This window comes from Microbulbifer yueqingensis (genome assembly GCF_900100355.1).
Lineage (GTDB): Bacteria > Pseudomonadota > Gammaproteobacteria > Pseudomonadales > Cellvibrionaceae > Microbulbifer > Microbulbifer yueqingensis.
Genome location: NZ_FNFH01000001.1, coordinates 648817 through 670699, shown reverse-complemented (window position 1 = coordinate 670699; position 21883 = coordinate 648817). Strand labels below are relative to the sequence as shown.

General features: G+C 52.1%; 18 protein-coding genes and 1 tRNA gene. 15 read left to right on the top strand and 4 right to left on the bottom strand.

Translation table 11 applies throughout. The annotated features are described in order from the left end of the window. Positions 1-327: 327 nt before the first annotated feature. The 5 genes from BLT26_RS02950 (at position 328) to galU (ending at position 5245) form a co-directional block, all read left to right on the top strand. Positions 328-403 (top strand) — tRNA-Ala (locus BLT26_RS02950). A gap of 621 nt (positions 404-1024) precedes the next feature. Then, on the top strand, positions 1025-1552 hold the full coding sequence (locus tag BLT26_RS02945) for a hypothetical protein (RefSeq protein WP_091507974.1): 528 nt from the start codon (positions 1025-1027) through the stop codon (positions 1550-1552). Next, a complete protein-coding gene (locus BLT26_RS02940; RefSeq protein WP_091507971.1) occupies positions 1549-1857 on the top strand; it encodes a hypothetical protein in 309 nt (102 codons plus the stop codon). The genes BLT26_RS02945 and BLT26_RS02940 overlap by 4 nt, the downstream gene beginning before the upstream one ends. A gap of 433 nt (positions 1858-2290) precedes the next feature. Continuing rightward, positions 2291-3349: a UDP-glucose 4-epimerase GalE gene (gene galE / locus BLT26_RS02935; RefSeq protein WP_091507968.1), complete on the top strand. Its 1059-nt coding sequence runs from the start codon at positions 2291-2293 to the stop codon at positions 3347-3349. Positions 3350-4330: 981 nt separating this feature from the next. Further along, a complete protein-coding gene (gene galU / locus BLT26_RS02930; RefSeq protein ID WP_091507965.1) occupies positions 4331-5245 on the top strand; it encodes a UTP--glucose-1-phosphate uridylyltransferase GalU in 915 nt (304 codons plus the stop codon). A gap of 231 nt (positions 5246-5476) precedes the next feature. On the opposite strand, the gene BLT26_RS02925 is transcribed toward galU, so the two are convergent. The 4 genes from BLT26_RS02925 to BLT26_RS02910 form a co-directional block, all read right to left on the bottom strand. Further along, on the bottom strand, positions 5477-6946 hold the full coding sequence (locus BLT26_RS02925) for an O-antigen ligase family protein (protein ID WP_091507962.1): 1470 nt from the start codon (positions 6944-6946) through the stop codon (positions 5477-5479). 408 nt (positions 6947-7354) lie between these two features. Further along, positions 7355-7801: a hypothetical protein gene (locus BLT26_RS02920; protein ID WP_139169369.1), complete on the bottom strand. Its 447-nt coding sequence runs from the start codon at positions 7799-7801 to the stop codon at positions 7355-7357. Between the two features lie 203 nt (positions 7802-8004). Further along, positions 8005-8706 carry a LapD/MoxY N-terminal periplasmic domain-containing protein gene (locus BLT26_RS02915; protein ID WP_091507955.1) on the bottom strand — a complete coding sequence of 234 codons (702 nt, stop codon included), beginning with the start codon at positions 8704-8706 and terminating at the stop codon, positions 8005-8007. A 113-nt stretch (positions 8707-8819) separates the two neighbouring features. Further along, entirely contained in the window at positions 8820-9371 is a 552-nt protein-coding gene (locus tag BLT26_RS02910) for a transglutaminase-like cysteine peptidase (protein ID WP_217631361.1), read from the bottom strand. A gap of 783 nt (positions 9372-10154) precedes the next feature. Here BLT26_RS02910 and wecB point away from each other — a divergent pair. From wecB to BLT26_RS02865, 10 genes are all read left to right on the top strand, one after another. Continuing rightward, positions 10155-11273: a non-hydrolyzing UDP-N-acetylglucosamine 2-epimerase gene (gene wecB, locus BLT26_RS02905; RefSeq protein WP_091507949.1), complete on the top strand. Its 1119-nt coding sequence runs from the start codon at positions 10155-10157 to the stop codon at positions 11271-11273. Continuing rightward, positions 11266-12531 carry a UDP-N-acetyl-D-mannosamine dehydrogenase gene (gene wecC / locus BLT26_RS02900; RefSeq protein WP_091507945.1) on the top strand — a complete coding sequence of 422 codons (1266 nt, stop codon included), beginning with the start codon at positions 11266-11268 and terminating at the stop codon, positions 12529-12531. Before wecB ends, wecC begins: the two co-directional genes overlap by 8 nt. Next, positions 12528-13559 (top strand): glycosyltransferase family 4 protein, encoded by a 1032-nt coding sequence (locus BLT26_RS02895; protein ID WP_091507942.1) that lies wholly within the window; start codon positions 12528-12530, stop codon positions 13557-13559. The genes wecC and BLT26_RS02895 overlap by 4 nt, the downstream gene beginning before the upstream one ends. Before the next feature lie 20 nt (positions 13560-13579). Continuing rightward, on the top strand, positions 13580-14773 hold the full coding sequence (locus BLT26_RS02890) for an MATE family efflux transporter (RefSeq protein ID WP_139169367.1): 1194 nt from the start codon (positions 13580-13582) through the stop codon (positions 14771-14773). Beyond that, positions 14754-16052: an O-antigen ligase family protein gene (locus tag BLT26_RS02885; RefSeq protein WP_091507933.1), complete on the top strand. Its 1299-nt coding sequence runs from the start codon at positions 14754-14756 to the stop codon at positions 16050-16052. Before BLT26_RS02890 ends, BLT26_RS02885 begins: the two co-directional genes overlap by 20 nt. 135 nt (positions 16053-16187) lie before the next feature. Continuing rightward, positions 16188-17522: a phenylacetate--CoA ligase family protein gene (locus tag BLT26_RS02880; RefSeq protein WP_091507929.1), complete on the top strand. Its 1335-nt coding sequence runs from the start codon at positions 16188-16190 to the stop codon at positions 17520-17522. 2 nt (positions 17523-17524) lie between these two features. Continuing rightward, complete coding sequence (locus BLT26_RS02875; RefSeq protein ID WP_091507926.1) at positions 17525-18610, top strand: glycosyltransferase family 4 protein; 1086 nt, start codon at positions 17525-17527, stop codon at positions 18608-18610. Between the two features lie 121 nt (positions 18611-18731). Beyond that, complete coding sequence (locus BLT26_RS16175; protein WP_139169365.1) at positions 18732-19916, top strand: prenyltransferase/squalene oxidase repeat-containing protein; 1185 nt, start codon at positions 18732-18734, stop codon at positions 19914-19916. After that, positions 19900-20838, top strand: a complete 939-nt coding sequence (locus tag BLT26_RS02870; RefSeq protein ID WP_139169363.1) for an AAC(3) family N-acetyltransferase — start codon at positions 19900-19902, stop codon at positions 20836-20838. Before BLT26_RS16175 ends, BLT26_RS02870 begins: the two co-directional genes overlap by 17 nt. 9 nt (positions 20839-20847) lie before the next feature. Then, positions 20848-21828 carry a polysaccharide deacetylase family protein gene (locus tag BLT26_RS02865; protein ID WP_091507920.1) on the top strand — a complete coding sequence of 327 codons (981 nt, stop codon included), beginning with the start codon at positions 20848-20850 and terminating at the stop codon, positions 21826-21828. The last annotated feature ends 55 nt before the right edge of the window (positions 21829-21883 follow it).

Sequence of the window (21883 nt, the reverse complement as noted above, 5' to 3'; positions counted from 1 at the left end):
TTGCAGGCGAGCCGTTGGGGCATAGGTTCTCCCCGGGAGGCGAGGCCAATACCACCCGTCCGTAGGAGCCTGCCTTGCAGGCGAATCCGGCGCCTGGTGAACCCCCGAGGTCCTCGCCTGCAGGGCAGGCTCCTACAACCACTTCCGCCGTCATGCCGGCGCAGGCCGGCATCCAGATAACCTCGTGCTTGCAGGCGACTGCCTGGGCCGGCAGACCAGTCTTGACGCCCCGGTCGTAACTGTTTGATTAAAAAGTTGTTTTTCTAGTTGACAGGGGACTGCGCACTGTTAAAATGCGCCTCGCTTTCGACGGAAAGCACCCAATTTGGGGCCTTAGCTCAGCTGGGAGAGCGCCTGCCTTGCACGCAGGAGGTCAGCGGTTCGATCCCGCTAGGCTCCACCAAACAAAAAAACCCCGCACCGCAAGGTGCGGGGTTTTTTTGTTTGGCTGATTCACTGCGAAATCGAGGCATAGCCCCGGTTCACAAGCCACCGCAAAGCGGTGGCGCAGAGCGCCCATAAGGGCGACCCCGAAGGGGTGAGCGGGCGCAGCCCGCGAATCATCCCGCTAGGCAGGACTCGCAGCAGGCACCAATGTTTACTCGAGCTAGAGGCCGCATCCTTTCGGATGCGGCCTTTTTGTATTTGGAAGAAACGTAACGTGATTGAGGTTTAGCTCCGGTTCACAAGGCACCGCCTTGGCGCTGCCGCAGAGCGCCCGGAGGTCGGGCTGGCGCACCAGCGACCCCGGAGGGGTGAGCGGGCGCAGCCCGAGAATCATCGCGCTAGGCTGAGCGAGCAGCAGGCACCAAACATCAGGCGAGCCACCAGGCCGCATCCGAAAGGATGCGGCCTTTTTGTAGTTGGAGGCAGTGCGGTGAGCTTAAAGCCCCGCCTCCATATTCATTTGGCCTGAGGAAATATTTCCTATAGCCTTTCGTTTTAGTGCAACATTGTGTCGGCGCTAGGCGAGCTATAAAAAATAGAAATTTCGGGGGCTGATTTGAAGTTAAAGAATCTTTTCATGTGGCTGCTGCTGGTTATCCCGGCGGCATCCCGCGGGGTGTCTGCGGATCCTCTTTACGCATTGTTTGAATTCACTATAACCGGGGCCGCGGGCAGTGTACGGACGGTTGAGATAGTTATCGTGGATGGCGACCGAAAGATGTGTGAAGACTTGTTGGCTGGCATAAAAGAGGGCTATGCAGATAGGCTCAAAGAAAGCGATGCAGAGGTTACGGTCCGTCCGGGTCGGCAAGACTGTCGTACGGAGTTGCCGGCGGAGTTTGGTGCAATCACAACCGGCGTCGGTTTGAAGGATGCTTACTATGTCTCCAGGAAGCTTGAACTGACCAATGAAACCCACAAATTCTTCAGTGTGCTGTATGGTCTCGATACGACCAACGCCAACAATACCTGCCTGGGTTTGATCAAGGCGTATGCACGCAATCGAAAGTTCAGTGACTTGATGTGTATGGGCCCACCATCCAGCGTCAAGAAAACCACTACCCGGCAAATCTGGCCACCAGAGGAAGGAGCAGGTGAACCATGAGCGAGGAAACTATTCCGCAGAAAGCCGCCGCGCCGGCCGCTGCTAAAGTTGTGGTCTTCTGGTTGCTGTTCTTTGTGAACATATCGGTGCTAGCGTTGTTCTGGTTCCCGCGATCAGGTGGCAACCTCAATTACACGCTCGTCCAGGTTTTTTTCGGCGCATTGGTAATCCCGGGCTTATTTGTGCTCGTGTCACAGGTATCCAGGAAGGCGAGAAGCTACGAGGCCAGAATGGATACCTTTACCTTGGTTACCGTATTCGTGTGCATGTTATTTGGTATTGGGCTGTTCACCTCGGCCACCTGAGGCACCGTAACCCTGGTGGTCCGCAGTATTGGCCGTTCGGGGGGCGCCCAAACCCGGGCGTAACGAGGGAAGCCTGGATTGTCCCGGTGACCTTGCGGGCCATGTTCGTACCTGATCGCGGGGCTTGCGGGAGGGAAGGGACTCGCTATCGATCGTGGCCTGGGGCCAAGCTCCCCGCCAACAAGCTCCCTTCCATAGTGACCACCGCTAAACCGATGAGTCACTCTGCGAGCCGACAATTGGAGTCCCCCGCGCTCAAATATGGCATCATACCGCGTCCGTAACTGCAGGGTTTTGGGGCCTGTAGTGAGCCTGGGGCAGTGAGAGAACGTTTTTCAGCAACGGTGACTGGAGTTCAGGAGCCGCTGCGCGGCTCGTCTTCTCACCCTTTTGTTTTTTGGCGATGCCAATGGGGATATCTGGAAGGTCAGTCATGCGTGAACAAGTATTGGTAACCGGGGGGGCAGGTTACATTGGTTCCCACGCTCTTGTGGAACTGTGTAACTCCTCAAGGGATGTAGTGGTTATCGACAACCTCTGTAATAGCTCGGAGGTCGCGCTTTCCAGGGTCTCTGAGATCACCGGTAAGCCGGTACGCTTTTATCAGGGGGATGTCGGGGACAGGGTCCTGCTCGACCAGGTTTTCAAAGATAACAATATCAGTTCAGTCATTCACTTTGCCGGCCTGAAGGCGGTGGGTGAGTCTTCGGAAAAGCCGCTCGAGTATTACCGCAATAATGTGGCGGGCACACTGGTTTTGCTCGAGGCCATGCGCAGTGCTTCGGTAAAGCAGCTGGTGTTCAGCTCATCGGCAACCGTATACGGGACCGACGCCCCGGTTCCCTATGTGGAAACCCTCCAGACTGGAAATACCAGCAACCCCTATGGCACCAGCAAGTGGATGGTGGAGCAAATCCTCATCGACGCCGCCAGAGCCGATGCGGGACTTTCTGTCGCGCTGCTACGCTATTTCAACCCGGTTGGGGCTCATCCTTCCGGCCTGATCGGTGAAGACCCTCGCGGTATTCCCAATAACCTGTTGCCTTATATCGCGCAGGTTGCGGTGGGCAAGCGTCCCGAGCTTTCGGTATTCGGCGATGATTACCCGACGCCCGACGGTACCTGCCGCCGGGACTACCTGCATGTTGTAGATCTCGCCAAGGGGCACGTACGGGCCCTCGATTGGGTGGCGAATAATACGGGCGCGGAAGCTTTCAACCTGGGTACCGGACGGGCCTCGTCGGTGCTGGAGATTATCCGTGCCTTCGAAGACGCAGCCGGCGTGGAGATCCCCTTCCGCATTGCCCCGCGTCGTCCCGGTGACCTTCCGGCTTTCTGGGCAGATGCCTCCAAGTCCGAGCGGATCCTGGGGTGGAAAGCCGAGCTGGGGCTTGCGGAGATGATGGTCGATACCTGGCGCTGGCAGAGCCGCAACCCAGACGGATATCGCTCAGCTGCCGAAGAGGGGCAGCTTGAGAGCGAGCCGGCCTAGCAAGTGTTCGGCGCTCCCCGGTCTGTCTCGCCTGCTGAGGCGCTAGGGTAAGGGGCGCCACTTCCTGTTCCTTCCGCCGGGCGCCGGCCGGCTCCCTGCCAGGGCCTGTCGGTGAGCAGGTGCACTCTCGGTAAAAATTCTTCCCGCCCCGGCAACTTCGTACTCCCCAATACGTTCACCCAGCGGCTTTTCAGGATTAAGTTTTCATAGTTGCCGACCTTACCAGCACTTTGTGCTTTCCGATCAAGTTTTAGCCGGAGCATGTTCGACCAAATGATGGAACAGGCGTCTCAAGAGTGGCATAATTCTCATTCTTAATGTGAACCAGGTTGCATTGTCCGCAGCATATGCGGGCTTTTATTCCGGGGGCCATCACCGGGTTACTGGTGTCGGTTGCTGTAATGGAATGTAATCGGTTAAGGCTGTCTGGGGCGGCTGAGACAGGTAACATTGGATGTCAGCGGGAGGCCTCGAGCCAATCGAATACTCTGGCATCCCGACTAAGAAGCAAGAACAACACACAGGGGAATCGCGGCACAACTGATGCCGCATATTGGGGAAAGCCACCGCTCCGGTACAGCACTAATCAGCGCCTGACGGGTCATTTGGGGATGATTCCGCAGGCGCTGGCTGGTCGGGGCGGTGGCTAATCATGGGGGATGCACTTCTTCGGGGCTTTCGCCCCGGCGGCGGACACCCGGCCGGGATATTGCCGACCCTCTCATTGACCTGGTGTCATGGCCACTGGTGCGTATCGGGGCCTTCCAGGGTCCTGCTGTCGGTGCGATTACAGCGACCAGGCCAGCGGGTGAAAGAGAGCGCCTGGCTCGCCAGGGAGGCATGGGAAAGCCCGGCCATCGCTGCAATAATTGAGGCCAAAGAGCATAGGCCCCTCTGCAATGGGGAATTTCCTGTGGGACGGACGGGTTAGCCCGGATCTTGCACGGAATAGGTGTACCAAGAATTCTGAGGACAACAAGAATGAACAAAGTGGAAAAGGCCGTCATTCCGGTGGCGGGTCTGGGCACGCGCATGTTGCCCGCCACCAAGGCAATCCCGAAAGAGATGCTGCCGATCGTCGACAAGCCGCTGATCCAGTACGTGGTCAATGAAGCCGTAAAAGCCGGCATCAAGGAAATCGTGCTGGTCACCCACGCCAGCAAAAATGCCATCGCCAACCATTTCGACACCTCCTTCGAGCTGGAGGCCCAGCTGGAAAACCGCCTCAAGCGCCAGATCCTGGACGATGTGCGCTCCATCGTGCCGGAAGACGTTACCGTCATCTCCGTGCGCCAGGCCCAGGCCAAGGGACTGGGACATGCCATCGCCTGCGCGCGCCCGGTAGTGGGCGACAAGCCCTTCGCAGTGCTGCTGCCGGACGTGCTGGTGGATGAGTTCCAGTCGGACCTGACCACCCACAACCTGGCCGCCATGGTGAAGAATTTCGAGCAGACCGGCCACAGCCAGATTATGGTGGAGGCGGTAGCCTGGGAAGAGGTGAGCAAGTACGGCGTGGTGGACTGCCTCGGCGCCAAGCTGCACGAGGGCGGTACCGCGAAGATTGACGGCATGGTGGAAAAGCCCGATGTCGACGCCGCGCCCTCGAACATGTCCGTGGTGGGCCGCTACGTGCTGCCGGCGGAAATCTGGGGCCTGCTGGAAAGCACCGCGCCCGGCGCCGGCGGCGAGATCCAGCTTACCGACGCCATCGACGAACTGCTGAAGCGCCAGCCGGTAGACGCCTACCGCATCGTCGGCTGCAGCCACGACTGCGGCAACAAGCTGGGCTACATGAAGGCCCAGCTGGTCTACGGCCTGCAGCACCCGCAGCTGGGCGAAGACCTGGCCGCCTTCGCCGCCAGCCTGGCAGTGAAGAAAGAAGAAGTGGCGGCCTAACAAAACACCGCCGGCAACAAAAAAGCCCCGCACCGCGGGGCTTTTTTTATGTGCGCTAATGATCAACACCCCGTAGGAGCGGCCGCTGGCCGCGATTATCGCGCCATTAAACCTGGAACCCTTCCTGTAAAACCGGGAGCCCTTCCTGTAGGAGCGGCCCATGGCCGCGAAACCCCCGAACCACCAGCGTTACACCAAACCCCGCGCTATCGAGCCGCAACGCAAATCACCCTACGTCGTAAAATTTGAAACCCCTCCCGTAGGAGCGGCCGCTGGCCGCGGCACCCCCGGCACCCGCTCCCCATCTTCCACTTTCATATACCGCGCCATCCACGCCAGCCCCAGGCACAACATAAAATAAACCGCCGTGGCTGGCGCCTGCAGGTGGAAATCGGTCAACAGCATCACCAGCTCCGCCACAATCGCCATCACCGCCGCAAACGCCATCCCCTGCATCAGCGGTTGGCGCCGCCGGCGCAGCGCCTGCAGGGCCAGCACCAGGCTCCACAGCACCACCACACCCAGCAGCAGCGTCGCCGGCAGGCCGAACTCGATGGCGAACTGAAGGTAATCGTTGTGGGCCAAGTCGTAAAAGGTATTGATGCCCGGTCCCTTCACACTCGGGAAAGAGGAATAGAAACTGCCGCCACCGGTACCCGTGAACGGATACTGTTCCACCAGTGCCGTCCCGTACTGGTTCACCTCGTCACGGGTCTCCTGGGCGAAGCTGCTGTTCTCGATGCGGTCGCGCAGCTTGTCCACACCGAACCAGCTCCCCACAATGAAAAGATCAATCACCAGCATGCTGGCCAGCAGCACCGTGAGGCTGCGGCTCTTCTTGCGGATCAGCAGCAGCCCCAGCACACCGGTGACCGACAGGCTGGCAAAAAAGGCGGTGTTGGCCATGCGCGAGTGACTCATCACCAGCCCGATCACCATCATCGCCAGGCACAGCCGCACCACCGCCTTGCCGCTCAGCATGGTGGCCAGGAAGCTGCGCAGGAACTCCCGCACCGAGGTGTGCCGCCACTTCCCCAGCCCTGCAATCAGCAGGCCGGTGCCCAGGCTCAGGCACAGCACCAGGAAATTGCCGAAATGGTTCTTATAGACAAAACCGCCAACGGCGGCCTTACCGTAGCTGTTTGGCATCCCCAGCACCCAGCTCTTGTCAGACCCGGACAGGGCCATGAGAACGCCGTAAAACGCCTGGAAGGTACCGGCCAGCACAATTGTGAGTGCAAGGGTTTTCAGCCGCGCGGGGGAATCCACCAGTGCCAGCACCAGGAACAAAATGCCGCAGTAGGCCAGGCCCTTCAGCAGGCCGATATGGGTCTGGTTCGGATCCAGCGACAGGGTGGCGCTGGCCGCGCCCGGATCCGTCGCCAGCCAGTGGCCGGCCTTCGCCGGGGACAGGGCTTCCAGGAGGCCCATGGGCAGTGGCAACAGCTGGAAGGCCACCCACAGCTGGAACACGCCAAATATCAACAGCAGTGGCAGGTAGGGCCGCAGCCGGGCCATGCGCGGTGAGTGGGTATTCACCACCAGCCACCCGGCCAGCATTACAAACACCCACACCTCCATTAATGCCCAGGCCCAGGGCCGGTGCGAACCCAGCGGAATGGGCAGCCAGAACAGCAGCGCCAGCAGGGCATAGAAAAGGCCGCGCTCCAGGCGCGCAATACCGGGACTCAATTCAGGCATGGAAAAACGTGGTTCTTCAGGTTCTTGTTATCGCGGTATCCATACCGGCGTAAAGCATCCATTGTACCGGGGTCGGTAACCACTTACACCGCCCACCCGTGACCGAACAGCTCCACGCTCTCCCGTAGGAGCCTGCTTGCAGGCGAACACCCCAACCCTGATTCGCCTGCAAGGCAGGCTCCTACAGCCAATGCCAATCGGGCCGAGTATGGCCTGCCACTAACAGCTCCTCATCCGGCGTCATCCCGCTGGGCCGGCACACCGGCGCAGGCCGGGATCCAGAAACCCCCAAAGCTCTCCAGCTCCGCAGGCGGGACGTACATCGCTCGGCATCTCAGGGCCCTAGAGACCGAACCCCCACCCATAAAAAAAGGCCCTAGCGGGCCTTTTCTATTCCAGGTGACTGGATTAATTGTCAGAGGCAGGGCCGTTACCCACACCACCGGCATTGCTCCACGGCGGAGCCGGCAGGTTCTCAGGGGCGCCTCGTCTGGCTGCCAGCGAAGAACCGGCCGCAGTCGGCTTGGAAATCGTAGACGGGTCGGCACCGCCAACCAGCGCAGCGGTGAACGCCTGCTCCGGGTCAACGCCGGCCGCTGCGGCCATGTCGATCAGCTCCTGTGCGCGGTCCGGGTCAATAGCCACGGCCGCGGCGATGATGGCATCAGCCTGCTGCGGAGCTTCGTCCAGCGCCTTCATCATGGCCTTGTCCAGCTTCATGCCGTCGCGCTCGATCGCGTAGTCCAGCACCTGGTCCATGGTGTAGCCGGCCTGGATATATTCTTTTACATCGGCCAGCGCCGCAGAACTGAGTACGGCCGTACCCAGTGCCATCCCCCAAATGGTCTTCTTCATTCTTAATATTCCCCAATATTTTTGTGCGGAAGTTTTTAGTTCCAGTCACGGGATTGTACAGCCCCTAGCGCAAATGGGAAGGCTGCTCAACGTGCTGCTTCGCATTTCCCGGGCCAATTTTGCGATGAACGGTTGCAGCCAGGCATGCACCCCTTATGTGAAAGCCCGCCAGCGTGAAAGCTTGGCAGGTTGGACAGGTATGCTCAGTCCACCGGCTCGGTAATTTCCCGTTTCTCCTTGCCGCGCTGAGGTTTCCTGTCCTTTGGCGTAAAAGAGCCCGAGGCGGGGTAGACGAGTGGCTCCTGCGACGGGGGCGCTGCCCGCCCGGGCTGCCCAGCCAGGGCAGCCACTTGCCGGCGTGCCCTGTGCGCCCACTGCCACAGCAGCGCATACACCAATACCAGCGCAACCAGTCCCAGCCCCAGTATGCTCCGGGCCAGCTGCCACAGCTGTCGGTAGGCGGGTGTGGTATCCGCCGTAACCCGCAGGGTATCGGCCAGCTCCCAGCCGCGGCTCACCTGTGCCTGGGCAACCGGCGGTTCCAGCGGGAACAGCTGCCGGAACCAGCCCGGTATTCCATTAATCCCGAATTGTACTTCCCGCCGCGATTGCTCCAGCAGTATTTCCCCATCCGCGCTGTACAGGGCAATTCCACCGAAATTGCCGGTCTGCATCATCGCAGTGATGAGCGTTTCCGCGCCGAGCAGGTTGTCTTCCGCAAGCACCGGCTGCAGCGCCAGCGTCAGGGTAGCGGCACTATCCTGCGCTGCGGCCAGGGCGCGCCCCTGCAGGTGCTGGCGGCTGCTATCCAGCACAAACCACAGGCAGGCGGCCACCAGCGCGGTCATCACCAGGGTTACGCGCCCGGCCGGCCCGCCGAACAGTCGAAGTCTGCCGCTGGTCAAAATCTGTTCTCCTGTCTCATCCTGGCCCTGTTCCTTCTTCCTTTATGGATGGCCTGCATGACATCAGTTATGCGGAAGCTCGCCCCCGGGGGTACGGGCTGGCCTGAACCGGTCTAGAGGTCGAACCCCTCCCGCCGCATCCGTGCCACCACGTTGTCCCACAGCCGCGATCCCCGGTAGCGGGGTACCGGCTTCTCACCACCGGGCTGGTTGTTCAGCCACAGCCCCGCGCCGTTGAAGCTGTATACCGGCCGCAGGTCTGTGCGGGCACTCGCCGGCAGTATCTCACCGTTGAGGTTATCCAGCACCAGCGGCTCGCCACCTTCCGGCGTGTAGAGCAACACCATATGGGGCTCCCCTTGCGGCAGTGCCTCCACATACATCAGCCGCAGCCGTGAAAGTGGCGTGCCGGCCAGGTACAGGCTGAACAGCTTGGCCAGGGCGTAGTCTTCACAGTCCCCGGCACCGGTGGCCAGGAACTCCGCCGGGGTGGCCCAGTAATCCGCCAGCTGCCAGTGTTCCCGATCGCTCACGAACGTCATCCGATTGAGAAACCGATTCACCGAGCCGAGCCGCTCCGCCCCATGGCTGCCGCGCTCGCCCAGCACCACCGCCTCCCACCGGTGCAGCCGTTCACTGGCCCCGGCGCCATAGCGCGTGCTCATATTCTCTGCCAGTCCCGCCGGTAACAGTGCCTCCCTCGATGCCCACAACATTCCGGTCGCCAGCAGCGAACAAAAAACGGCCGGCAATCCAAACCCGCGGGCCTGTCGCAGCACGCCTAAACAGGAACATAGCCTGTAAAAGGAACAGGTCCCCACTGATGTAATCCTCTGTAAGCACCCGGGTCTGGCAAATGGCAATGAACGGAGTAAAGTTTGGCACTGGAGTACCGGGCGAGTGGGGGTTACTCAATGCTCGCTGCGCCACTCCAAAAAACATGCGCCGGAAACCTTAAAGAAGAAGCGCTGGAAAGAAGAAGCGCTGGATAAAAAAAGAACAGTGTGACCGGCGTGGGCGCGCAGTCACCGAAAAACATGGCCCACTGGGCTAAAACCTTTCACTATGTATTGAAATAAAACGGTGAGCCGCTAAAGTGCAAAGCCTGTCACAGTTGTGGTGAGATCTGCTTGGGGAGCTGGTCGCTCAAAGCCACAAAAAAGACGAAAAAGGATGAGTGACAGGTAAGGGAGGTAAGATTGGGGGATGCCTTTCGCTCAGCCTTTGAGCTGTGTGCCTGCGGGTGTTTTTTGGGGAAACACCGCTGAGATCCTATCACCACGCCGCGCGCGCTGAGTTTACGTGCGGGACTGCCAATCTTATTTCCTCTCCTTACCGCTCACGGTATTACCGGTTAAGAGTGCTCGCACAGTGCCGCTGGTGTGATATTCACCACTAGCGCCGACAGCCAGTGTTGAGATGCAGAACTGAAAACGGAAGAAATAAGAATGAAGGTGTTGGTTGTATTTGGGACGCGCCCGGAAGCCATCAAGATGGCGCCGCTGGTCAATGCTCTGCAGAAAGATTCCCGATTCGAAGCCAGGGTCTGCGTCACCGGCCAGCATCGGGAGATGCTCGACCAGGTTCTGGACCTGTTCGGGATTTCACCGGAATACGACCTCAACATTATGAAGGCCGGGCAGGACCTGTACGACATCACATCCCGTATCCTTCTGGGCCTGAGAGAAGTACTCGCTGACTTCCAACCGGAACGAGTCTTTGTTCACGGCGATACCACTACCACCCTGGCAACTACCCTATCGGCCTATTACCAGCAGATACCGGTTGCCCACGTGGAGGCGGGCCTGCGTACGGGCAATATCTACAGCCCCTGGCCGGAAGAAGCCAACCGCAAACTCACCGGTGCCATCGCCCAATACCATTTTGCGCCCACCCAGGGGGCTCGCGAAAATCTCATGGCTGAGGGCATCAGCGCAGAGCGCATAGTCGTCACTGGCAATACCGTCATCGATGCACTGCTGGAGGTTGTGACCAAAATTGAGGCTGATGATCACCTCAAGGGTGAGCTGGTAGCACAGTTTCCCTTCCTGGACCGGAACAAGAAGCTGATCCTGGTTACCGGGCACCGCCGTGAAAGCTTCGGCGCAGGATTTGAAAACATCTGCCACGCCATCCGGGAAATCGCCGGTCGGGAAGATGTCCAGGTGGTGTACCCGGTCCACCTGAACCCAAATGTCCAGGAACCAGTCAATCGCCATCTCAGCGGACTGAGCAATGTGCACCTGATCGAACCGCTGGACTACCTGCCCTTTGTCTACCTGATGAACCAGGCCCATATACTCCTTACGGATTCCGGCGGCGTCCAGGAAGAGGCCCCGTCGTTGGGTAAGCCAGTACTGGTTATGCGTGATACCACCGAGCGACCTGAAGCTGTCGAGGCCGGCACGGTCAAGCTGGTCGGCACAGATATCCAGAAAATCGTCACCGGTACCATTGATCTGCTGGATGACCAATCAGAATACGAAAAGATGAGCTTTGCCCATAACCCATATGGTGATGGAAAAGCCTGTCAAAGAATTATCGAGGAAATTGTGAACAATGGCTAAGGCATCCGAATTCAAGCGTGTCTCTGTAATTGGCTTGGGATACATTGGTCTGCCCACTGCCGCCGTCATTGCCTCTCGCGGCATTGACGTCATAGGTGTGGATGTCAGCCAGAAAGTCATCGATACCATCAATTCCGGCAGTATTCATATTGTCGAGCCGGATCTGGATATCATCGTGCACGGCGTGGTGAATACCGGAAAACTGCGTGCCACCCTGGAACCCGAGCCGGCAGATGCGTTCATGATTGCTGTTCCCACACCTTTTAAAGAAACACCGGAAGGGGGCTCCAAAGAGCCTGACCTTTCTTACATTCAGGCCGCAGCCAAGTCCATCGCGCCGGTGTTGGAAAAAGGGAATCTGATTGTTCTTGAGTCCACTTCGCCGGTGGGTGCCACCGAGCAGATGGCCGCGTGGCTACAGGAAGAACGCCCGGACCTGAGTTTCCCTCAGACAAAAAGTGATAGCGCCGATATCAAAGTGGCTCATTGCCCAGAGCGAGTACTCCCCGGCTATGTGCTTCAGGAATTGGTCGCCAATGATCGGGTAATCGGCGGTATGACAAAGGCTTGCAGTGACAAGGCGATTGAGCTCTACCAGACCTTTGTAAAGGGGGAGTGTATCGTCACCAGTGCTCGCACTGCCGAAATGGCAAAACTTACCGAAAACTCATTTCGGGATGTGAATATTGCTTTCGCCAATGAGCTCTCGATGATATGTGACAAGCTAAAAATTAATGTATGGGAACTCATTAGCCTCGCTAACCGCCACCCTCGAGTTAATATCCTCAAACCGGGTCCCGGTGTGGGTGGCCACTGTATCGCCGTCGACCCATGGTTTATTGTTGATAGTTGTCCTGACGAGGCTAGGCTCATAAAGCAAGCCAGGCATACAAATGACGAAAAGCCAGCTCACGTAATTGATTTGGTCACTAAAGCAGCCGACGAATTTAAGAAGCCAGTGGTGTCTTGTTTGGGGCTTTCCTTTAAGCCAAATATCGATGACCTACGAGAGAGCCCGGCCTTAAGAATCGTTGAGCATCTTGTTAAAACGGAAATAGCCGAGATCCTGGTATCGGAGCCTAATATTGACAGCCTGCCTGACTCTCTAGCCGACAAAGTCAACCTTGTCACCCCTGACGAAGCTGTCGAACAATCCAATATTGTCGTGGGGCTAGTAGCTCATCGTGAATTCAAATCCTTAGATCTTACAAAGCTCGCTCAAAAATATGTGATCGACACGTGTGGTTTGTTTCGATGAGAACGCCAGCAAAAATTGTACTCTTGTCAACATTTTATGAGCGTTTAGGCGGTATATCTACCTATGTGAAGGCTATAGAGCGTGAAATGGTCGTAGGGTTCAGGAGCAAAGTTAAAGTCATTTCTCCAGACAAAGAAGATAAACTGGTTAAATGGCCCAGCTCTAGGCTAGGGAAGACTTACAGGGCACTACGGGAGCTAGTAAGGGAACGGCCGGATAGCGTACATTGTCACTGCGCTTGGTACCTACAGTTGGCAGCGATTTTATACGCAAGGGTTTTTAGTTTTAAGAAAGTATCTGTATTCGCATATAAGCACTCTGACATTCCACTGGGTAATAATGAGTTACGGAATCTAATTTTCCTCGCCTTGGACATGTCAGCTTCTCAAGTGTTGTTTATTTCTCAATATTTGAAAAATAAATACTGTAGGGAGCTCTCTCGGCGATACAGTAACGCTGAAGTTCTGATGACCGGAGTAACAGTTTCGGAGAATCCCAGCGCGGAATTAGCTCTGAGACTTCCCGAGCGCTATATAAGTTATGTTGGGGTTATGGAGTACGCTGAAAAAGTAAGGGGGCTCGAACTCCTGATTCAAGCTTATGCCAAGCTAGCCGAAAACCCGGCCGTGGACGTTGATCTAGTAGTTGTTGGAGGTGGAGCCCTCTCGGAAAGAGTGGTTAAGTTAATTTCCGAGAAGGGGTTAGTTGGTCGAATTCATCTGTTTTCAGGTCTCCAGGATCCTACCACTATATACAGAAATTCTTTGATACACTGTCATATTACTTATCAAGATACCATGCCGATGGTGATACTGGAAGCATTAGAAAGTGGAACAAACGTTATCGCATCAAAATTCGGCGGGATACCGGAGATTAATGCGGAAGGCTTATATGTTGTGGAAAATGATGCTGATCAGATTGCTTATCAAATAAAATTAGTTCTGCAGGATGGCGGGCAGGCTACAAAAGTTGGCGCAGAGCATTCTTGGTCCGAAATAACCAAGCGAATTTTGACGTTAACTGCATAAGCATGATTTCCCGAGTAGTAGTGCCTCTCATTTATGGCTCGATTGCAGTAAGAGCGATAGCACTTTCCACCAAACTGTTATTGGTGTTTTGCTTGCCCGTCAGCAGCTATGCCGACTACAGTATTATGTTCGCATTATTTTTAACGCTATTACCTCTCTCCACATTTAATATGGCTGCCACCCTTTCCCGCGGGCACTATAGGGCACGAGGCTTGGCCGCATACGTCCCCGCGGCTATTATATTAGTAGTCTTTCTGTCTGCTATTTGCTCATTCCTTTTTACTGGCCGACTTGATATTGACCAAGCTGGTAAGCCGAAGCAAGCTCTCTTGTTTGTGTTATTTTTTGGTTTTCTTTTCCAAGGGCTTATCGCGATATATGCGGGTGGCGCGCTGTCAAGAGGTGAATCATATGAGGTGGCGAAGATAGAATCTATAGACGCTATATGCAAGCTAATAGTCACAGTGATAATATTGGCTTGTGGCTATTTAGATGCTCTGTATCTATTTTCAGCACAGCTACTCGCTTCTGTCATAACTCTATTTTTTATCGTTCGTAAAAGTACGCTTGCAATATCGATATGTGGTCCGTATCTCAGCGCGATATGGCTTTTACTCATGGATGGGGGTAAATTTGTAGCCTGCTCTATTATATTTTTAGCGTATTTCTTTTTTCTAAGAGAAAGCCTCTATTTGGTAGATAAAGGTTACGCAGCGAGTTTCGATCTGGCAATCGTATTTTATTCATTACCCAAAATGCTTTTTTCTGCAGTTTCTAGAGCGATTATTCCCTTGGCTGGAACTAATGCTCTAAAGTTATCTGGTTATGGGAAAAAATTATTGTGGATGATTGTTTCTTCAGCTTTTTTGTCACTGACCATCTACTACGTACAAGGCAATAAAAACTTCTTGTTTCTCCTTGAGCGCTTTGAACTAACCGAATATCAAATGGCATTTACCTGCCTCGCGATCCTAATCTTGGGTGCCGTATTTGATTTTCTCTATGGCGTTCTCTCTAGTTACTTATTCGGCATGGGCTCATACCGTGTTGTAATGGTCTCATCGCTGATTGCGGTAGCAATTCTCGCTTCACTAACTTCGATGGTGATTCAGTTCTATGGTTTATTGGGCGCGGCAGCGCTGTATATAGCAACCTACGGTTTGAGCCTCGGACTAATTGTAACGTGGAAAAAAGATGCGTTTAAAAGTTGGTGACAATTTAGTTGAGTGGCTGCTTAATATCATTGTCAGCTGGTATCTTTTATATCCATTAATCAAAGCTCTCCCCTATGGCGAGCAGGCTTCGAGAGGGATAGGATTACTAGTAGTATTTTTTGCTTTTTTTATAGTACTTTTACGTGGCGTCAAACGCTCATATTTATTGTTGTTTTTGTCTGCGGTGGCATTTTTGTTGAATTGCCTTGTTCGCATTCCAGTTGGACATGATGTCGCCGAGGATGTCGCAACCTTTATAAGGATACTTGGCGGGTTCGTAATATTTTTCGCTTTTCTTACTGTTGCGTGCCCTATGCGATTGATACGGTTTGAGCGGAGGTTGTTTATTCTGGGGGCGATATGCGCGCTTTATACTCTCGTACAGGCGAGTGCGTATATTGCTAGCCCAGCGGCAGCTATGAGCTTCTTTGGACTAGACCAATATTGGGGGGCGGGGGGGGAGGCACTGAGGCCGCGTGGCCTGCTAATGAGTATTGGTGGGTCAGCATCCCTTATGTCTATATCTCTATTAATTTATTATCGCTGGTACACTGTTGGAACGGTCTCAAGATTAGAGACAGTCCTGTTTTTTTTGGTGCTTGCCGGTCTTGCATCGAATTTCACAAGGACATTTATACTGTGTATTGTAATTTTTATATTTCTCCACCTCTTTGTTACCGGTCGTTTTCAAAAGCTGTGGATGGCCACTTTGGGCTTGGTGCTCTCAGTAGTAGTGGTTACATTGCTCTTTCCTGATAGGGTTATGGATAGGCTCTCAGATATACCTTTCGTTGGAAAAGGACAAGAGAGCGAGGAATTCTTCGAGGGAAGGTTCGTGTTGGCGGGAATCGCATGGGACGCGTTTGCTTCGGAAGGAATCGCAAATTATATTTTCGGTAATGGACTAAACTTTTCGTCGAATGCGATCATGGAGGTTTTCCGCGGGCAGGAAAAAACGATGCAATCATCGACGCACAATGACGTAGTATGGCTGCTGGTCAACCTGGGTGTAGTGGGCACGATTCTTTACAGTCTATTTCTCTGTCTCTTATTGCAAGCATATGACAAGCATATGCGTGGACAGGCTTTTTATACTTTATTCGTGATTATATTTTTTTTCCTAAGTTCCTTGGCTGGCGAAAGTATTAATATCTCGGGGCATCGCTATATTCAGTATATTTACATCGCACTGCTATTGAGAGGATTGTTCGTTCAAAATCAGAGACTCGCTCTGAATTACGATAGTGTTCAAAAGCCTGCTGAGAGGGGATCTGTTTAAGTGATCGGAAGTTGGGTATTCCGCCTTTATAGTGTCCAGAGCGAACGCTTTGGGTATTAGTTTAAGCTGCATAAACGTTGAATCTTTATAAATTTTCTGCCGGGTTAGCTGGCGTCTATAGAGCGCGAGGCTTTGATGTTTTCAAGTTTATTTTATAGGAAGTCGCCAGTTTGGTTGCAAAATGTCATCGTTTCCTGCCGAGGCTTACTCAGAAAGCTTCTCAGAGAAACCCGCCAAAAGGATCGCATTCTTTCGGAGCTTGTTCTTAATGAGAAGGATCCCCAACGACTTTCCTTATATGCTAAAAAAAGGCGGGAATTGGTATTGAAAAACGCAATAACAAACGTTGATGCGTTTTTCAGGAGTGGCGACACATCAAAGGTTACTATATCTGTCTTCCCAATTATCTCGAAAGCAGATGTTCTCGCTTCTCCTTTCAGATTTCGAAGCAAGATAAAACCTACCGTGTTGGTGAAAGGTAGTACTAGCGGTACGACCGGCTCCCCCCTTGTGATTCCGCAGTCAATGGAGTCTATTATTCGGGAGCAAGCTTTTATCTCTCGCCATCTGAAATGGGCAGGCTTTGAACAAGGCGACAGGCGGGCATGGATACGCGGTGACCTGATAGTCCCTGTAGAGCAGAAAGCGCCCCCCTATTGGCGCTATTCGAAATTTGAGCACATGATCCTGCTCTCTTCCTTTCATATGACGCAGGAAGCCATGCCTCTCTATATTGAGGCGCTAGTGGAATACGGGGTCGACATTATTCAAACCTATCCCTCCTCTATTACAGCATTGGCGAAATACCTAGCTTCTATAGGGGATTACTATCCGGGGAAAATTAAGTCGATAGTTACGTCGTCTGAGTGTTTGACAACGGCAGATCGGGAGCTGGTTGAGGAGCGTTTTCAATGTAAAGTATATGACTGGTACGGCCTGTTTGAGAGAGTGGCGGCCATAGCTAACTGTGAATACGGGCGCTATCACGTACTGACCGACTACTCCGATGTGGAGTTTCTAGATTGTGGTGATGGTACTTACGAGATAGTAGGTACGAATTTTAATAACTTTTATTATCCTTTGATTCGCTATAAGACTGGTGATCATGTCATATTGTCTGAAGAGAATAGTTGCCCATGTGGGCGTGCATACCCCCTGGTGGATCGAATTGATGGAAGAAAAGTTGACTTTGTTTTCGCATCGAGTGGCCATAAAATCTTTGCTTTAGATCAATGTGTAAAGGGGGTAGGAGGTATTTTAGGTTCTCAATTTATTCAAATCCGAGAGAAAGAGATTACCGTAAACGTAGTTTCTGATTCGAGATTCGATATTTATGAGGAGCTAAAATTGGTCGCAAATGTCAAAGATAGGCTCGGGAAAGACATGCAAGTCAAAGTAAGCAAGGTTCAGAAATTGGAGAGAACCACCAATGGAAAAATTAAGCAAGCTATCTGCAAGATCGAGGCATAGTTTTGAGAAAGTTGATTAACCTCACATTAGCCACAGATATTAGTGGTGCTGGCGGTATTTCAACAGTTTTAGACAGTTATCGCCAAAGTGGTTTTCTTGAAAAACATAATGTCAGGCTTATAGTTACGCACCGCGGTGAAAATAAGTTCGGTTTCCTTGGTGCTGGGTTTCTATACATAAGCGCTTTAGTAAAATTATTTTTTTATTTGATTTTTCGGCGTATCGGCCTTGTTCATATTCACATGGCCTCCCGGGGAAGCTATATACGAAAATCTCTAATCGTTCGGCTGGTTAAATGGTTAGGCGGGAAGGTCATTATACACCTTCACGGTGCTGAATTTCGTGAGTTTTATTCTGATGAATGTAACTCTAGATGGCAGAAGCATATTCGTAGGACCTTTGATCTGGCTGACTCCGTAATAGTTCTATCCAGTCACTGGATAACCTGGGCAAAGTCAACTCTGCATAAATCTGACCATGTTCAGGTTATATACAACGCTGTCCCGAAAATGACAGTGAGCCGCGCTAAAGTGCGGCCGGGTTTGGTTCTATTTTTAGGTCGCATTGGGCAACGCAAGGGGGTTCTGGAGTTAATTAGAGCCTTTGCTCAGGTGGTGCGCATTCACCCTAACGCTTGCTTAAAATTGGGTGGGGACGGAAATATCAAGCCGTACATTCAAGAGGTGCAAGCTCTGGGCTTGCAGGAGAAGGTAGAGTTTTTAGGCTGGGTCTCTGGGGAAAAAAAGCGAAGACTAATTTCGGAAGCGGATGTATATTGTTTGCCGAGTTATAATGAAGGATTTCCTATGGGGATCCTAGAAGCAATGTCATCTGGTATCCCCATAGTTTCTACTTTCGCTGGAGGGATTCCGGATGCGATTACGCATAATGAGGATGGTTTATTAGTAGAGGCTGGTGATGTAAATGCCTTGGCAGGATCGATCATAGCTTTGATTGAGGATCGAGATCTTAATAGGCGGCTGAGTGAGGCTGCCTTGAAAAAATTTGATATGAACTTCAGCTTGGATGCAATAATTCCACAGTTGGATGTGCTGTACGGAAAGCTGCTGAACGTCGGTGACGGGTGAGTTTTATAATTTATTTTTAATGCTATTAATGGCGCGCTAAAGTCCCCTCTCTGGAGGATGCGCTGATTAATTTAGAACATTTTGTTCTTTCTTGGTGTCTCGACGTTGTGAAAAGGAAGCTATGAGTACGGCTAATAGTGATCTGATTGAAACTAGCTTTGGCAAATTGCGAAACTATGTTGAACGGGAAGGCTATCGGGGCAACGATCCTTTCGACGGGTTATCCGGTAGATTTAATAATACCGTTTTTTTTCGGTACCGGTTTTTTCGACTTCTTGTTCAGCAGCTGATAAAACGCTCACCAATTGATTTTCGCAGAGTCCTTGGGATAGATAAAAAATACATCCCAAAGGGCTTGGGGCTTCTTCTGGCTGGCTATGCTCGGATATATAGTATTTCCAGGTCCAATGCTGATTTAGATTGTTGTAATAGGCTATTTGAGTTAATCCTTTCTCAAAAGACGGATGGCTATAGTGGGAACTGTTGGGGGTTCCCTGGGTACTGGCAAACAAAGGCGTTCTTTCAGCCGTTTGGGGCGCCCCAAGTTGTCGCCTCTACTTATATTGGGAATGGCCTGTTGGATTTTTACGAGCTGGCTGGAAATAAAGCAGCGTTACGTGAAGCTAGTGATATAGCACCATTTATTTTAAATGATTTGAACCAAGTAGAGTATCCTGATGGTTCGATATCTGTCTCATATACGGTTTACGACAATTCTGCTGTCTACAATGCTACCGCGTTAGCCGCAAGATTTCTCTCTAGGCTCTACCGCTACACTAATGACCCTAAGTTACTAGAATTTTCCGAGCGCGCAATTAGATACGTGTGTGGCGGCCAAAAATCGGATGGCTCTTGGCCATATAGTCCTCTTTCCTTCCATCAGTGGGTTGACGGCTTTCATAGTGGATACAACATTGAGTGTATTCACGATTATCAAAAATATACCGGCGATCGAGGATTCGCTGCTGTTGTTGATAAAGGGCTGAGTTACTACATTGATAATTTTTTTACAAATGCAGGAGTCCCGAAATATTACAATAATTCGACATACCCAATCGATGTTCATTCGCCCGCACAGCTAGTAATTACGCTGTCTAAACTTGGTCGCTTCCAAGAACATCGTGCGATTATCGATAGAGTTTTGGGGTGGACTATCGAAAATATGCAGTCTGATGACGGTTTTTTCTACTATCAAATCAATAGCTTCTTTACGTCAAAAATCCCATATATGCGTTGGTCCCAGGCCTGGATGTTTTATGCGATGGCTACTTACCTAATGGAGGTCAAGAGTGAGAAAAATAATTAAGCAAATGAAGCCATATTTCCCTCGTTTTCTACGAGATAGAATCGATAAAGAAAGAATAAATTTAAAGATTAAAGCAGCGCGAAAGCGTAAGGAAAGAGTTTTCGTGAGCTGGGAAGAGTGGCAGTCTGTTCTGCAGCGCTTTAAATTGGATAGCGATCTACTTGTTCATTCTTCTATGTCTAACATTGGAAAGATTGAAGGGGGGGCGGTGGCTGTCACAGGCTTCCTACTAGAGAATTCTCAAAAAAATAGGTGTACTTTGCTTGCACCAGCGCTACCTTTTACTGGTATGGCAAGTGACTATTTGGAATCTTTAAGAGAATTTGATCTTGCTTCTGCTAGGAATTGCATGGGTGCGGTATCAAATTTAGTTTTGAAGAACGAGCATTGCGTGCGTAGCTTGCATCCGAGCCATTCTGTTGTCGCCGTAGGGCAGGATAGCTCTCTTTATGTAGAAGAGCACTACAAAGGGAAGACGCCATTCGATCAATGTAGTCCATATCGGAAGCTCGTGGAACGAGGCGGTAAAATATTGATGTTTGGTGTAGGTCTTAACTCGGTTACCAACTTCCATGTTTATGAAGATATGATTTTGGATTTTCTCCCCTTTAAAGTTTATTCCGATAAAGTATTTAGGATTCGATGTAAGTCGGACCTACTAGATGTAGCTGTAGAGACAAGGGCGCATAATTTACGGCTTTCTTCACGGCGTGACTGCGAAATTTCAAGGACGTTCCTGATTGACTCTGGTGCGATTGAAACATATCGGCTCGGTGACTCGGAAGTTTCTTTGTTAGACGCTAGGCGGATGACTCACACACTTTTGTCCATGCTGTTGCAAGGTCACTCTATTTACGGGCGTGTAAGACTAGATTCGAAGCAAGAAGAGGGGGTGCGGAATGCGCTTTCCTTTTTTCAGTAGGTTATATTTATGCGCATCTTGTTGACGTTAGATTATGAACTTTTTTTTGGGCGCAAGGTTGGCACGCCAGAGGCTTCGTTGGTAACCGCATCCGAAAAGTTGATCGCTGTGCTCGATGAATTTGGCTGGAAAGCTGTATTTTTCGTTGACGCAACATATTTGCTTCGTCTGAAGAAATTAAAGGCTGGCTCGTCGATTCTTAAAGCTGATTATGAACTTGTGGTAGACCATATTAAGAGCTTGGAGGCTCGCGGTCACCAAATTCAGCTTCATTTGCACCCGCACTGGAACGATAGTAATTGGACAAAAGATAGCTGGACGCTAAATACCAATAGGTATCGATTTTCTTTGTGGGATAAGGAGGCTGCGTCATCTCTAATTTCAGAGTCCGTCCAGGAGTTGAACTCGCATTTGGCAGATAAAGTCACGGTTTACAGGGCCGGGGGGTGGTGCATACAGCCATTCTCTCACATCTCCGACGCTCTATATCGAGAGGGAGTTGTTACTGATAGTACTGTATATCGGGGTGGCTACTCCAAATCCAGAACACATCGATTCGATTTCAGGGAGGTGCCGGAAGAGGGGCCGTGGCGGTTCGAAGATGATCCTTGCACGGTCGATAACAGTGGTCGATTTTTGGAAATTCCGATCTCATCGATAGAGGTCTCTCCGATATTTTATTGGAAATTTGCTACAAGAAGAATCTTGAGAAAGGATTTGAAAGATAAGTCGTTTGGCGATGGTGTGGCTATCGCCAAAAGTAAGGTTGACACCCTCGAGTTGTTGGCTAGGAAGTCAAGCACAGTCGTCTCGATAGATGGCTACAAGGCTTCTCTTTTGGAAAAAGCATTTTTGCAAGAATATAAGCGAGGCGCTAATTACTTTGTCGTTATTGGTCACCCGAAAGCACTTACGAACTTTTCATTAGGAAGGGTTCGGAGATGGCTGAGTGCGGTCAAGGAGAGCGGTCTCTATTTAGAGACGTTTTAAAGAGAATTAGTGCTCCCTGATTTTGGTTGTCGATTTATGTTGATTAATTTAGTGA

Bases quoted from the DNA above. Each gene is read 5' to 3' on its own strand.
- BLT26_RS02865 (WP_091507920.1), top strand. From the start codon at position 20,848: ATGCGCATCTTGTTGACGTTAGATTATGAACTTTTTTTTGGGCGCAAG.
- galU (WP_091507965.1), top strand. From the start codon at position 4,331: ATGAACAAAGTGGAAAAGGCCGTCATTCCGGTGGCGGGTCTGGGCACG.
- wecB (WP_091507949.1), top strand. From the start codon at position 10,155: ATGAAGGTGTTGGTTGTATTTGGGACGCGCCCGGAAGCCATCAAGATG.
- BLT26_RS02925 (WP_091507962.1), bottom strand. From the start codon at position 6,946: ATGCCTGAATTGAGTCCCGGTATTGCGCGCCTGGAGCGCGGCCTTTTC.
- BLT26_RS02885 (WP_091507933.1), top strand. From the start codon at position 14,754: ATGCGTTTAAAAGTTGGTGACAATTTAGTTGAGTGGCTGCTTAATATC.
- BLT26_RS02940 (WP_091507971.1), top strand. From the start codon at position 1,549: ATGAGCGAGGAAACTATTCCGCAGAAAGCCGCCGCGCCGGCCGCTGCT.
- BLT26_RS02945 (WP_091507974.1), top strand. From the start codon at position 1,025: ATGTGGCTGCTGCTGGTTATCCCGGCGGCATCCCGCGGGGTGTCTGCG.
- BLT26_RS16175 (WP_139169365.1), top strand. From the start codon at position 18,732: ATGAGTACGGCTAATAGTGATCTGATTGAAACTAGCTTTGGCAAATTG.
- BLT26_RS02880 (WP_091507929.1), top strand. From the start codon at position 16,188: ATGTTTTCAAGTTTATTTTATAGGAAGTCGCCAGTTTGGTTGCAAAAT.
- BLT26_RS02920 (WP_139169369.1), bottom strand. From the start codon at position 7,801: ATGAAGAAGACCATTTGGGGGATGGCACTGGGTACGGCCGTACTCAGT.
- BLT26_RS02895 (WP_091507942.1), top strand. From the start codon at position 12,528: ATGAGAACGCCAGCAAAAATTGTACTCTTGTCAACATTTTATGAGCGT.
- BLT26_RS02910 (WP_217631361.1), bottom strand. From the start codon at position 9,371: ATGAGCACGCGCTATGGCGCCGGGGCCAGTGAACGGCTGCACCGGTGG.
- galE (WP_091507968.1), top strand. From the start codon at position 2,291: ATGCGTGAACAAGTATTGGTAACCGGGGGGGCAGGTTACATTGGTTCC.
- wecC (WP_091507945.1), top strand. From the start codon at position 11,266: ATGGCTAAGGCATCCGAATTCAAGCGTGTCTCTGTAATTGGCTTGGGA.